Origin of the sequence: Kribbella steppae (assembly GCF_004342025.1) — a bacterium.
Lineage (GTDB): Bacteria > Actinomycetota > Actinomycetes > Propionibacteriales > Kribbellaceae > Kribbella > Kribbella steppae.
In genome coordinates this window covers 491,991-505,043 of sequence record NZ_SLWN01000001.1, presented here as the reverse complement: position 1 = coordinate 505,043, position 13,053 = coordinate 491,991, and the positions used below count along the sequence as shown (strand labels likewise).

At 68.0% G+C, this 13,053-nt stretch carries 11 protein-coding genes; 5 read left to right on the top strand and 6 right to left on the bottom strand.

The window, feature by feature from the left end:
* Positions 1 to 11: 11 nt before the first annotated feature.
* The gene (locus tag EV652_RS02235; RefSeq protein ID WP_158441069.1) at positions 12 to 887 is read left to right on the top strand and encodes a neutral zinc metallopeptidase; all 876 of its coding nucleotides are present in this window, start codon (positions 12 to 14) and stop codon (positions 885 to 887) included.
* Here EV652_RS02235 and EV652_RS02230 read toward each other — a convergent pair.
* Entirely contained in the window at positions 857 to 2,110 is a 1,254-nt protein-coding gene (locus EV652_RS02230; protein WP_242001500.1) for an MFS transporter, read from the bottom strand. The genes EV652_RS02235 and EV652_RS02230 overlap by 31 nt on opposite strands.
* Before the next feature lie 233 nt (positions 2,111 to 2,343).
* On the opposite strand from EV652_RS02230, the gene EV652_RS02225 reads away from it, so the two are divergent.
* Positions 2,344 to 3,153, top strand: a complete 810-nt coding sequence (locus EV652_RS02225; RefSeq protein WP_132207719.1) for a phosphatase PAP2 family protein — start codon at positions 2,344 to 2,346, stop codon at positions 3,151 to 3,153.
* On the opposite strand, the gene EV652_RS02220 is transcribed toward EV652_RS02225, so the two are convergent.
* Both EV652_RS02220 and EV652_RS02215 read right to left on the bottom strand, forming a co-directional pair.
* The gene (locus tag EV652_RS02220) at positions 3,096 to 5,300 is read right to left on the bottom strand and encodes a bifunctional SulP family inorganic anion transporter/carbonic anhydrase (protein ID WP_255512559.1); all 2,205 of its coding nucleotides are present in this window, start codon (positions 5,298 to 5,300) and stop codon (positions 3,096 to 3,098) included. The two genes, EV652_RS02225 and EV652_RS02220, sit on opposite strands and share 58 nt — an antisense overlap.
* Positions 5,301 to 5,469: 169 nt before the next feature.
* The gene (locus EV652_RS02215; RefSeq protein ID WP_132207238.1) at positions 5,470 to 6,786 is read right to left on the bottom strand and encodes a nuclear transport factor 2 family protein; all 1,317 of its coding nucleotides are present in this window, start codon (positions 6,784 to 6,786) and stop codon (positions 5,470 to 5,472) included.
* A gap of 94 nt (positions 6,787 to 6,880) precedes the next feature.
* Here EV652_RS02215 and EV652_RS02210 point away from each other — a divergent pair, with 94 nt between their 5' ends.
* The 3 genes from EV652_RS02210 to EV652_RS02200 are packed head-to-tail and all read left to right on the top strand — an operon-like array spanning position 6,881 to position 8,462.
* Positions 6,881 to 7,261 carry a winged helix-turn-helix transcriptional regulator gene (locus tag EV652_RS02210; protein ID WP_132207237.1) on the top strand — a complete coding sequence of 127 codons (381 nt, stop codon included), beginning with the start codon at positions 6,881 to 6,883 and terminating at the stop codon, positions 7,259 to 7,261.
* A gap of 38 nt (positions 7,262 to 7,299) precedes the next feature.
* On the top strand, positions 7,300 to 8,073 hold the full coding sequence (locus EV652_RS02205; protein ID WP_132207236.1) for an SDR family NAD(P)-dependent oxidoreductase: 774 nt from the start codon (positions 7,300 to 7,302) through the stop codon (positions 8,071 to 8,073).
* Positions 8,061 to 8,462 (top strand): MerR family transcriptional regulator, encoded by a 402-nt coding sequence (locus tag EV652_RS02200; RefSeq protein WP_369409993.1) that lies wholly within the window; start codon positions 8,061 to 8,063, stop codon positions 8,460 to 8,462. The genes EV652_RS02205 and EV652_RS02200 overlap by 13 nt, the downstream gene beginning before the upstream one ends.
* On the opposite strand, the gene EV652_RS02195 is transcribed toward EV652_RS02200, so the two are convergent.
* The 3 genes from EV652_RS02195 to EV652_RS02185 all read right to left on the bottom strand — a co-directional run bounded on the left by EV652_RS02195 (position 8,443) and on the right by EV652_RS02185 (position 13,036).
* The gene (locus EV652_RS02195) at positions 8,443 to 9,171 is read right to left on the bottom strand and encodes a DUF427 domain-containing protein (RefSeq protein WP_132207234.1); all 729 of its coding nucleotides are present in this window, start codon (positions 9,169 to 9,171) and stop codon (positions 8,443 to 8,445) included. The two genes, EV652_RS02200 and EV652_RS02195, sit on opposite strands and share 20 nt — an antisense overlap.
* Before the next feature lie 63 nt (positions 9,172 to 9,234).
* On the bottom strand, positions 9,235 to 11,367 hold the full coding sequence (locus EV652_RS02190; protein WP_132207233.1) for a fibronectin type III domain-containing protein: 2,133 nt from the start codon (positions 11,365 to 11,367) through the stop codon (positions 9,235 to 9,237).
* A 151-nt stretch (positions 11,368 to 11,518) separates the two neighbouring features.
* Positions 11,519 to 13,036 (bottom strand): MFS transporter, encoded by a 1,518-nt coding sequence (locus EV652_RS02185; protein ID WP_132207232.1) that lies wholly within the window; start codon positions 13,034 to 13,036, stop codon positions 11,519 to 11,521.
* Between the last annotated feature and the right edge of the window lie 17 nt (positions 13,037 to 13,053).

Sequence of the window (13,053 nt, the reverse complement as noted above, 5' to 3'; positions counted from 1 at the left end):
ACATTCGCCCGGTGAACACACGGGGTGTGGCCGCCGTCTGCGCGGCCGCTGCTTTGCTGCTCGCCGGTTGCGGGACAACCGCACAGTCCGGCACCGACGCGGCAGCAGCTTCGGAGGCTGAGAAGCTCAGGTCCGCGCTGCCGACCACCACACCGACGCCCGAGCCGACCGCGCCGGTGTCCGCGCCACCGCAGCCGACCGCTCTGGCGAAGAACCCGATCTACCGGGTCGGCAAGCTGGCCGCATCCGAGTGTGAGGAGCCGGCGGTTCCGGCCACCTCGCTCGCGAACGTTCGCAGCTACTACTCGCAGTACGTCGCCTGTCTCGACGAGGTCTGGGCGCCGGCGATCCGCAAGGCCGGCTTTACCTTCGTCCCGCCGAAGCTGGCCGTCGTACTGGGGCAGTCGCCGTCGTCGCCCTGCGACTTCGACGACGGGCAGGCCTACTACTGCGGTGACACGATCTACATGGACGCCGAGACCGACATCACCGCGTACAAGGAGGATCCCGACTGGGCCCGGGCGTGGATGGCGTTGCTGATCGGGCACGAGTACGGGCATCACGTCCAAGCGCTGACCGGGATCCTCGAGGCGAAGTACCAGCGCGGCCTTCACCTCAACGGCGTCGACCTGCAACTGGAGGAGAACCGGCGGCTGGAACTCCAGGCGTCCTGCTTCAGCGCCGTCTACCTCGGCGCCGACCGGGAGTACTTCCCGGCCGACGACGAGTGGCTGGACGTCTGGGACGAGGTCGTCGCCGCGACCGAGGATCCCGAACGCGACCACGGCAGTGCGCCGAACCACGTCCGCTGGACCAACGCCGGCTTCAACGCGGCCGGCCCCGGCGCCTGCAACACCTACAACGCGGCCTCGTCCCTGGTCGGCTGACGCTTCATCAGTACGGCGGTCGCCGCGAACAGCACCGCACACGCGCCGAGCGCCAGTGGCAGGTTCGTCAGCCGGGCGATCGCCGCGATGCCCAGACCACAGACGATCTCGCCCAGGTACTCGAGCTGCGCGAGGAACGAGTGCGTGGTCGCCCGGACATCGGCCGTCGTCCGCGCGTTGACCCAGATCGTGCTGATCACCCGGGTCAACGGCGTGACGATCCCGGCGACCAGTACGACGGCGATCGCACCGACGACCGGATCGCGGGCGAGCGCGAGCATCAGCATGCTGACCACCCCGGCGACGGCCGCCCAGGCGTAGTCCGTGCGGGCATGGTCGCCGTCGATGCGCCGGCCGAACACTCGCAAGGTCAACGCACCGACGATCAGACCGGCCACGCCGAGACCGGTGAACCAGATGACCGGATCGGGTTCGCTGGGCAACCCGAGGTCGAGAAGCTGTTTCTGCGTCAGCCGCCCGGCCGCGTCGGAGGCGCCGTTGACAAGAAAGGTCGCGGCGAAGATGAGCAGGATCTCGCGACTTCGCCGTACCAGCGTGAGACCCCGGCGGAAGGTGGTCCAGGACGACGACCAGCGCGCGGTCCGCACCGGGACGAACCGCTGCTCGGTGAAGCGGAGCGCGATGTAGAGCGCGAGCGACATCATCGCGAGACCGGCGACGACGATCGTGACATCGCGCCGAGTCGCCCAGGCGAGCAGGCCGAGCACGATCAGCCCGGTCGCCGCACCGGTGAGCTGAGCACGAGCAGCACGAGCAAGTACGGCGTTGATGCTGCCAGGCTGATCGAGTTCGTCGGTGATCCAGGCGACGTCGGAACCGCTGGCGAACGTCCAGGAGATGCCCCAGAGCACCTGAGTGGCGAGGAGCAACGGGAACGATGAGACCAGGCCGGTGGTCAGCATCGCCGTACCCATCAGGACTTGCGAGATCACCAGTGACCACTTGCGGCTGATCGTGTCGGCGAAGACGCCGGCCGGCACCTCGCACAGCAACGCGAAGACGCTCTGCACCGAACCGATCAGGACGAGCTGAGCGGGGGAGAGGCCGGCGTCAACGACGAGGTAGACGCTCGTCACGAGCCACCACCCGTTGTGCAGCACCGCCCGCATCCAGGTCCACCTGATGAAGACGGTCACCACGGTCGCCTGGTCCTCCTTCAGTCGGCTCTCCGGACTCAGGGGACGAGCTCCGGGTTCCTGCACGACCACCCTTCCCCGCCCGCCCACCGGGCGCCAACGGATTTCCGGGCCGGGTGTGAGTTCCTTCATATTCTTCGCAACTATCAGCAGATTGCGATAATTTGGAACGTGGCTCGATGCGGTCAGGATCACAGGGCAAAACGAACGACCGTTCTTGATTTTCCGCAGGCTACGGGAGCAGGCTGGAATTTCAGAGAACGAGCGTTCGGTTTGAGGTGGGGGTCGGCGTGGCGCAGATGACTCTGGAGCGGGTGGAGCAACCGGCACGACAGGTGGCGGTCAAACCGCCGGCCGGCGTACGGCGGATCATTCGCGAAGTCGCACTGCTGGCGGTTCTGTTCGGCGTCTACAACCTTGGGCGCTTCCTGTCCGCCGATCACGCCGGGTCGGCGTTCGAACATGCTGCGAAGCTCATCGGTTGGGAGGCCGGTCTCGGGCTGCCGAGCGAGGCGACGGTGCAGCACCAGGCGCTCCAGGTCCCTGGACTTGCCGAGGCTGCCAACGTCTTCTACGCGAGTGTGCACTTCCCGCTGACCGCGGCAGTCCTGTTGTGGTTGATGATCCGGCGACCGGCCGAGTACGGCAAAGCCCGCTGGGCGCTGGCGTCACTGACCGGGCTGGCGTTGATCGGGCACATGTTCTTCCCGTTGGCGCCGCCGCGGATGATGCCGGGCTGGCTGGACACCGGCGTACTGCTCGGGCAGTCCGTCTACGGTCCGACCACGGACTCCGGGGTGGCGAACCAGTTCGCCGCGATGCCGAGTCTGCACGTGGGCTGGTCGTTCATGGTCGCGGTGTTCCTGATCCGGGCGACGCGCTCGCGCTGGCGCTGGTTGTGGATCGCACATCCGGTGCTCACGTTCGCCGTCGTCGTGGTGACGGCCAACCACTACTGGCTGGACGGATTGGTCGCGATCGCGCTGGCGCTGCCGTTGCTGCTGATCTTCGACGCCCGGCGGGTGCGCCCGAAGGACGCACCCGCCGAGGATCAGCGTTCGGACAAGGTGCTCGCGGTGGCGAGTTCCTCGTCCGTGCGGACCAGGTAAGGCTCGCGGTCGAGGACCAGGCGGGCCGCGGCCGCACCGATATCGAACCACAGGCCGATCAGCTCGAGCCGCCCTTCGTCCTCCGCCGTGCGCACACAGGCGAAACTGCGCAGGTTCGCGAGTTGTACGCCGACGTTCGCGACCGACAGTTTGTCGGCCGGAGACAGCTTCACGCCGGTCGCCGGGTCGACGATGTCCGGCAGGCCGACAGCGCGCCGGATCGAGGGCTCCAGATGACGCAGCCAGTTCTGCAGGCCGGAGCCGGCCGGGATGTTCGCTTCCAGTGCGGCCGCCGCGGCACCGCAGTGCGAGTGACCGCAGACCACGATCGATTGCACACCGAGCACCTCGACGGCGTACTCGATCGCGGCGTCGACGGAGTTGCTGTTCGACCCCTTCGGCGGAACCAGGTTGCCGATGTTGCGGACGCAGAACTGGTCGCCCGGACCACTCGTGGTGATCATGTTCGGGACGATCCGTGAGTCGGCGCAGGTGATGAACAAGTGCGCCGGGCGCTGCCCATCGGCCGCGAGTTTCGCCAGCATCGGCCGGATCAGATCGGCCGACGCCTCGAACTCGCGGATACCGTCCAGCATCGACACGCGCTGGTCGGGCTCGGGGATCACCTGGCGTTGCCAGGGCAGCAGCCGCCGGGCCGGATCGGTCCGCATCGCGGCCCGGAACGCCGTCCGGTTCAGCTCGACCGAACCGCCGCGCGCGATGTGACCACGCTGCCAGTCCTCGATCGCCTCGTAGGCGGCATGGTCGAGGTGGTCGACCTCCAGCTCGACCCGCACCCGAGCGCCGACCGGGATCGTCCGCAGGGTCCGGATCAGTGACGAGACGCCGAGGAAGACCAACGTGCCGCGGATCCGCACGGTCCACAGTCCGTCCTGCTCGGTCGCGGTGACAGTTGCCCGGGCCAACCGATACAGCACTCGGGCGAGTGCCAGTACCAGTCCGATGAGGACGCCCTCGGCCAGACCGAGCACGGCAACGCCGGCAGCCGTGACGACGTACACGAGCAACTCGTCGTGCCGGTGCAGCGTGCGGATGTGCGCGAGCTGGACCAGCCGCAACCCGGTGACGAGCAGTACGCCGGCCAGTGCCGCCATCGGGATGAGTTCGAGCATCGCGCCGGCCGCGAGCACGAACGCCGCGATCCAGACGCCGTGCAGGATCGCCGAGGCGCGGGTGCGCGCACCGGCCGCGACATTGGTGGAACTGCGCACGATCACGCCGGTCACCGGCATGCCACCGAGTGCGCCGGACACCGCGTTCGCCGCACCCTGGCCGATCAGCTCGCGATCCAGGTTGCTCCGCTTGCCGCGATGAAGCTTGTCCACGGCAACGGCCGAGAGCAGCGACTCAACACTCGCGACCAACGCGACGGTCAGTACGGCGGTGATGATCTCCATCGGGGCGCCGTCGGGGATGGTCGGCAGGATCAGCTCCTGCAGTGGTTGGTCCGGCAGGTTGACCCGGGTGACGTCCGCCATGAAGACAGCGGCCAGTGCGGTCACGGCGACGACGGCGACGAGTGGTGCCGGAATCACCTTGACTTTGGGCAGTCTGGGCCACGCCAGCAAGATGACGACGGTCAGTACGCCGACCAGCACCGAGTGGGGGTGATGGGCCACGAGCTGGCCGGGCAGCGCTGTCAGGTTGGCGATCAATGAGCTCTGCGCCTGCCCGCCGAGCACCACCTGCAGCTGCTGGACGGCGATGGTGACGCCGATCCCCGCGAGCATGCCGTGCACCACGGCGGGAGAAAGTGAGAGGGCGAGTCGCCCGATCCGGGTGACTCCCAGCAGGATCTGCAACAGGCCGGCGGCACAGGTGATGCCGGCGGTCGCGGCCCAGCCGTACTGGCTGACGAGGCCGGCGACGACAACAGTGAGGCCGGCGGCTGGACCGCTGACCTGCAACGGGGAGCCGCCGAGCGCGCCGGCGACCACACCGCCGACCACTGCGGCCACCAGGCCGGCGATCAGCGGGGCGCCGGACGCGGCGGCGATCCCCAGGGAGAGTGGAACGGCGATCAGGAAGACCACCAGCGAGGCCGGTAGGTCATGGTGGAGAATCGACCGCCAGGTACTGCGTTCGGACGCAGTACTGGTCGCTGGCGGGGAATGGGAAGGTGACATGGTCGGCACGGGTCCCTCCGGCGTCGGTGCTCTGGGCATCAGGCGTCGAAACAAAGAGTGTCGATCTGGTTACTCATCGTACTTGCCTGTTCAAGGCCGGAGGTAGCGACAATTCCAATTCGTTGCCGAAGGCCCGGGAATCCGGAAAGGTGACGATTGCTCAGGGCATCTACCCGTGCGGGAACAGCACCCGGCGCGTGTGGTCGATGTCGGTGTACTCCCGGACTGCGACGATCTGCCCGCCGGAAACAGTGAAGACCGCTGCACATTTGTTGTCGTAGGCACCACCGGCCCGCCCCGTCGCCCTGGAGGTCCACTCGGCGAACACCTGCTCCCCGTCGGCGATGACATTGGTCAGCGTGATCGTCACCCGGGTACCCGGCGCGAACAGATCGCCGGCGGCACCGAGGAACTCGTCCAGGACCGCGTCCCGGCCTTTCCACTCGCCGGACAACGGGAGGTCGCCCGGATAGGTCCACACGACGTCCGGCGCGAAGCTCTCCCGCATCGTCGGCCGATCTCCGGCCGCTGCCGCCTCGACGTACTTGGTCACAACTGTCTTCGGGTCCATCAGTGGTGTCTCCTCCTGCAGGGTCAGTACGGCGTTGCCGCGGATGCGACGATTGCGTAGGGCATCGAGTACGACGTTCGTCTGCGACCAGTCCTCGATCCGGCCGAGCTCCGGGTGCAGCCGGCCGGATGCGACCAGCCGGACCAGCGTCGCCAGATCCTCGTCGTCGCGGCCGTCGGTGTAATGGAAGTGCCGGATGGTCGCGTTCTCCGGTCCGGTGAAGAGGTTGAAGAAGTCCAGCTCGACCGGTTGCCGGCTCGCCTGTCCGAACCAGATCAGCTGACCGCCGGCGGTGAGCTTCGACAATGCGATCGGCAGGCTCGAGCCGCCAACCGATTCGAGGACCAGGTCGAACGGTCCGCTCGCGTCCGAGACGTCGTACACGAGGGTCTCGGCGCCGAGCTCGAGCAGTCGCTGGCCGCGTTCGGGGGACGAGACGACGGCGGTGACGGATGCGCCGGCCGCGGCCGCGAGTTCGGTGAAGTAGTGGCCGACTCCGCCGGATGCTCCGGTCAGCAGGATCCGCCGTCCGATCACGCTGCCCGCCGTACGCAACAAACGCAGTGCGGTCAGCCCGGCCAGCGGAAGCGCGGCAGCCTGCGTGAAAGGGATGTTGTCCGGCAGTACGGCGACCTGTGTGGCCGGTGCGGTCACCCGCTCGGCCCAGCCCGAGTGCGGCAGATGTGCGACCACCCGGGATCCGACCGGCGGGCCGTCGCTGGTGGACTCGACGACGCGACCGGCGATGTCCTTGCCCGGCCGCCAGCCGTCGCGCGGCCGCTCCAACTGGAAAGTCTCACCGCGGTTGATCGAGAACGCCGCCACCTCGATCACCAACTCGCCGGCGGCCGGCCGGACCTCATCGACCTCGGCCGATCCGACCTTGCCACTGTCCACCGGGACGATTGCTCTCATCGCTGTCTTGCTCCCTCACCTAGACTCGGCAACGACGCTACGAACCCCCTCGTGGCGAGCGGAAGACAGCACTTATTACTGCTCTAGGCACCTCATGGATACCGACCAGGTCAGAAGCAGGTGGGACGCCACGAAAGGCGCCTGCCCGACCCGTCAGGTGCTCGGCCGGATCGGCGACACCTGGACGATGCTGGTGATCAGCACGCTCGAGAAACGGGGCACGCTGCGGTCCGGTCAGCTGAAGGTGAGTATCGAGGGCATCACCCAGAAGATGCTCACCCAGACCCTGCGCCATCTCGAACGCGACGGCGTTGTCCGGCGTACGGTCGTGCCCACGGTGCCCGTGACGGTCAGCTATACGCTGACTCCGCTCGGCCTGAGCCTGGCCGCGGCGGTCGCGACGATGCGGACCTGGGCGTACGACCACATGGACGAGATCAGCGCCGCCCGCGACGAGTACGACGCCAAACCCTGACTGACGGCAAGACCAGGACGTCAACCCTGAGGAGTCACGTGGAGCTGCAACTGTCCGGCCGGACCGCGGTCGTCACCGGAGCCAGCAAGGGCATCGGCCTGGCCTGCGCGGAGGCGCTCGCGCGCGAGGGCGCCAAGGTGACTGGAATCTCCCGTGATCCCGGCAATCTCGCGAAGGCGCAGGAGGAGTTGGCGGCGAAGGGGCTGCAGTACGACGTCGAGGCGGTCGACCTCACCGACTCCGACGCGACCAAGGCCGCGTTCGGGCGGATCGGCGTACCGGACATCCTGATCAACTGTGCGGGAGCGGCCCGCCGTACGCCGGTCGACGAACTCGACAGCAAGGCGCTGCACGCGGCGATGGAGGCGAAGTACTTCACCTACATGCACGCGACCGAGGCGATCATCCGCGAGATGGCCGAGCGCGGCAGCGGCGCGATCGTGAACGTGGTCGGCCAGGGCGGCCGCGCGGCGAACCCGCTGCACATCGGCGGCGGCGCGGCCAACGCGGCACTGATGCTGGCGTCGGTCGGCTACGCGAAGGCGTACGCCGCTCAGGGCGTCCGGGTCAACGTGATCAACCCCGGCATGACCCGCACGGCCCGGGTGGACGAAGGGCTCGAGGCCGCGGTCCGCGCCAGCGGTCGCCCGAAGGACGAGCTGCTGGCGGAGATGGTCGCCGAGATCCCGATGGGTCGCGTCGGCGAACCCGCCGAGGTCGCCAACGTCGCGGTCTTCCTCGCGTCCCCGCTGGCCAGTTACGTCACCGGCGCGATCATCACCATGGATGGCGGCGTAACATCGGCGATCTGAGGTTCGGGATCGGCGAACTGGCGGGCCGGTTCGGGCTCGCGACCCACGTCCTCAGGCACTGGGAGGACGAAGGGCTGCTCACCCCGGCCGGCCGCGTCGGCGGACGGCGCCAGTACGACGAATCGCACGTCGCGCGCGTGGTGATGATCCAGCGCGCCAAGGCGGCCGGTCTCAGCCTCGACCAGATCCGCCGGATGTTCGATGCGCCGAGCGGTCCAGAACGGAAGCAGATTCTGGTTGAGCAGGACACTGCCCTGGACGAGCAGATCCGCCAAGCTCAGGAGTCCAAGCGCCTCATCGGCCACGCCCTGACCTGCGAAGCACCCGACTTCACCGAATGCCCGCACTTCCAGTCGATGATCGCGGAACTCAGTCCGAGAACGGGGTGATCGGGCGGGCCTGCTGTACGCCGTCGACGGTGGTGTCGACCTTCTCGTCGAAGAAGGCGATGTGGTTGGCGATCGGGAGCAGCGGCGCGGTCGGGAAGTCGTAGGACCAGGCGAGGTCCGGGTGCTCTCCGACGGACCACCAGGCCGACGTCTTGCCTTTGTATGGGCACGCCGTGACGGTGCTGCTCGGCGTGAGCTGCTCGAGCTTCACCGCGGTGCGCGGGAAGTAGTAGCGCGGCGGCAGCCCGGTCTCGAAGACGATCACGGTCGACGCTGACTCCGCGAGGACGACGCCGTCGACGGCGACCTGGACGTGACGGGTCGACTTGATCGCGTCGCAGCGGGCGTACGGGTTTCGGGGGTGGACGAAGACTTCCTCGTCCTCCTCGAACCAACTGTCCAGCGCGTCCCACTGGAACCGGACCCGGTCCTTCGCGATCCCGTCGTCGTACACCCACGCCTTACCCGACCCCGCGGTGTGGATCCGCGCGACACCGTGGTCGAACGTCTTGGTCTCGCCGGTGTCGGTCAGCACGCCGTCGGCCACATCCGCGACCGGGACGTAGTACTGCGGGTACGGCGGGAACTCCCACAGGTAGATCGCGTCCTGTGTGTCCAGTACGACGCGATCGCCGAGCGTCGCGCGGATTCGTCGGGGGACCGGAGCCGTCGAGCCGGCGGGGACCAGAGGTTCGGGGTAGGCGCTCATTCATCCAGTAAAGGCACGGGGCCGGCCCAGGGGAAGGCCGGCCCCGCGATCTGTGGACAGCCGTCAGACGGTGATCCAGTCGATGTCGGCGATGTAGCCGGACGGGTTGTGCACCTTGATCGAGTTGGCTCCGGCCTGGAGCTTCATCGGCAGGTAGGTGACCTGCGGCGTACCCCAGTCGTTGTCGCCAAGGCCGTGGTAGTTCACCCAATAGCTGTCGGCGTCGTTGACGGTGAGCATGCTCTGCCGGCTGGTGTCACCGTCGGTGTAGGCGATCTTCACCAGGTAGGTGCCGGTGGTCGGCACCGTGATGTTGTTCAGCGTCACCGATGCGTCGTAGCCGATGTTGCCGATCTTCGCGCCGCCCGAGCACAGGGTGCAGCCGGAGATGCCCGCGTTCCCGGTCAGCGTGCTGGTCGACGCCTCGGCCTCGTACCTCACCGGTCCACCCGACTTCGAGGTGAACATGGTGACCGGCGCGCTGGCGTCCGACGTACGACCGCCGTTGATCGCCTTGACCTCGAAGGTGTACTGCGTCTGCGGCAGCAGCCCGCTCACGACCACGCTGGTGCTCGTGCTGCTCGCCACCTGCTTGCCATTGGCAAACACCTTGTACGACGAGGCACCGGTGCTCGGCTGCCAGCCGAGGCTGACCGTCGTACGGCTCACGTCGGTCGCCGTGAGGTCGGCCGGCTTGGTCGGCGACTCCGGCAGGTTCGGCGTGATCTTGTACAGCTTCGAGCCGTGGGCCGGGAGCGCAGCGCTGACCTGGCCGGTCACGTTGCGCGTGTTCTTGTTGGCCCAGACGTCGCGGACGGTCGCCTTGCCGGTGATGCCGAGCTGGTCGAAGTTCCCGGTCACGGTGGCCGGGGTCTCGGCCAGGTTGAACAGACCGACCGTGACACTGCCGTCGGCGTTCTTGGCGTACCAGACCTGCTGCAGCTGGTCCTGGTTCAGCGGGCGGGCCGGGTTGCCGGCCTGGTTGATCGCGATGACCTCGCGGTTGGTCAGCAGCTTCAGGCCGTACGAGTCGAGCTTGGTCATGTCGTCACCGACGAACAGTGGGGCCGCGTTGATCGCCCAGAACGTCATGTAGCTCTGCCGCTCGGCCTCGTTGATACCGTCCATCTCGCCGACGCCGACGTTGATCGCGTCCAGGTTGTTCCAGTGCCCCGGTCCGGCGTCGTCGACCCACTGCGGCAGGTCCCACCAGCGCTGCTTCACCGAGCCGTCCCAGCGGACGATGGTGTCGCAGTAGCACTCCACGTCGGTGTCGATCCGCCAGCCGTTCGAGTTCTGCTTCCAGACATCGGCGTACCGGTGGCTGAGCGACCACGACAGCGTGTACATCATCGGGCGGCCGGCGTTCTGCACCGCGCGCCACCAGGCCTCGACGTCCTCGGTGTTGTTGTGGTTCGGGTCGTCCGGGGCGCCCTTCCACGAACCGGGGCCGACACCGTCCATCTTGATGAAGTCGACACCCCAGTCGGCGAAGAGGTTGGCGATCGAGTCCGCGTACTTCTGCGCGCACGGGCTCGCGTAGTTGATCTTGTACGCCTGGTCCCAGCCGTTCGTGGTGCGCAGGTCCGGGTAGACGATGTCGCGGGTGAAGCAGCCGGGCGCGTCGTAGATCGGCGTGTTGCCGTCGCGGTAGACGTCGAAGCCGAGGCCGACCACGGTGTAGATGCCGAACTTCAGGCCGAGCTTGTGGATGTCGTCGCCGACCGCCTTCATCCCGCGCGGGAAGCGCTGGGTGTTCGCGACCGGGCGACCGTACTCGTCACCGCCGAGCTGCCAGCCGGCGTCGATGTTGATGTACTCGTAGCCGTACGGCTTGAGCTTGCTCGCCATCGCCTGGGCCTGGGTGAGGATGTTCTTCTCGCTGATGAAGCTGCCGGGGCCGTCCGGGTTCACCCCCGGGTAGTTGGTGGACTGCAGGCTCCAGCTGCTCCAGCCCATGTACGGCTTGGCCGCGACCTGCGGGTACTTCGCCGGCGTCCTGGCCGACGGCGTCAGGTCCGGGGTGCCTTGGAAGGCGGAGTCGGGCTCGACCAGGGTCGGCTTGGGACCCGGCTGGACTGCTGTTGGCTGGGCCGCGTCGGCCGGTGCGATCGCGGCTGCCGTCGACACCAGGGCGACGGCGGCCAGCACGACGGCTGCGGTACGGCGTCTGGTACGCCGGGGGGAGACAGACATGTGGGTGTTCCTCCAGGGGAGGAGAGAGCGGACGCCCCCGACCCTAGAGTCGCTTAATTTACAACGTCAAGTATTCGAGCCCGATGACTGTCTGTAGGCGCGGTGACCGGGACAGGGCCGGGTGGCAGCTACTCGACCCTGTCCCGGTAGCTCAGTGGTGTTGCGGCCGGCGGCGGGGGCGCAGGGGGCGGGCGTGCGGGTCGGTGCGCTGGTGCTGACGACGTCCGAGCACGAAGGGGCGCGAAGTCGGAGTCGTCGGGTGGCTCGTGGGAGCCGACAGCTGGATCGAGGTCTGCTCGAGGTTGAGTCGGACCGGCGGCTGGTGCCAGGGTGAGCGGGTCCGGACCAGGACCAGCCGGAGCCGGCCGTCGCGCCGGAGCCGGAAGGCGATCGCGATGGTCGCCACAGCGGGGATCAGTCCGGAGATCAGCAGCGCACTCCGCGCACCCCAGTTCTGGGCCAGGAAGCCGACCAGCGGTCCGCCGACCGCACCGCCGCCGATGAACACCAGGTTGTAGATCCCGGAGACCCGCCCGCGCAGCCCGTCGGGGGTGGTCAGCTGGACCATCGACTGCGCGGCCGTAAGGAACATCAGCGTCGCCATGCCCATTGCGGACAGCACCGGGATGAAGGTCCACAGCGACGGCTGGATCGCGGCCAGGACCTGAGTCACGGTCAGCAGTGAAGCGATGCCGACGAGGTTCCGCAGCCGAGGTGTCCGGACCCGCCGCGCGGACAACAGTGCGCCGATCAGCGCTCCCACCGCCACCACCGAGTTCAGTACGCCGTACCCGGTCGCGCCGGTGTGGAAGACGCGGTCGGCGAAGGCGGTCAGCGTCACCGGCAGGCTGATCGCGAACATGCCGTAGATCCCGACCAGTGCGATCGCCCAGCGGACGGCCGGCTCGTGGAACGCGTAGCGCACGCCGTCCTTCAGCCCGTCGCGGATCCGCATCCCGGCACTCGCCCGACGGGCCGCGTGCAGCCCGGGCATCTCGTGCTCGCGCATCATCAGCAGCGCGGAGATCGAGGCGAGGAAGGTGACCGAGTTCAGCGTGAAGGCCCAGCCGGTGCCGAGCGTGCCGAGCAGGATGCCGCCGAGCGCCGGACCGATCAGGCTGCCCAGCTGGAACGTCGACGAGACCATGCTGATCGCGTTCCGGACCCGGTCCTTGCCGACCAGTTCGGTGACGAAGGACTGCCGGGTCGGGTTGTCGACGGCCGTGGCCAGACCGAGGAACAGCGCCATCATGTAGACCTGCCAGACCTGCACCTGGCCGGTGAAGGCCAGCACGGCGAGGACGGCGGCCCCCGTGCCCATCGCTGTCTGGGTGACCAGCAGGACCTTGCGTTTCGGGAAGCGGTCCGCGATCACTCCGCCGTACAGGCCCAGCAGGAGGGTGGGGAGGAACTGCAGCGCGGTGGTGATGCCGACCGCGGTGGCGCTGCCGGTGATGGTGAGCACCAGCCAGTCCTGGGCGATGCGCTGGATCCAGCCGCCGGTCGAGCTGACCAGCAGTCCGCTGACCAGTAAGCGGAAGTTGCGGACCTGCAGAGCGCTGAAGGTGTCCCGGAAGCCGGGGCGCCGCTGCGGTTCGGCGCTGCTCGTACGGCGGTGGGTGTGGAAGTCGGGGGCGGATGGGACAGTACCGGTGGCCCGGGTGGTCAAGAGCGATCCCTACACGA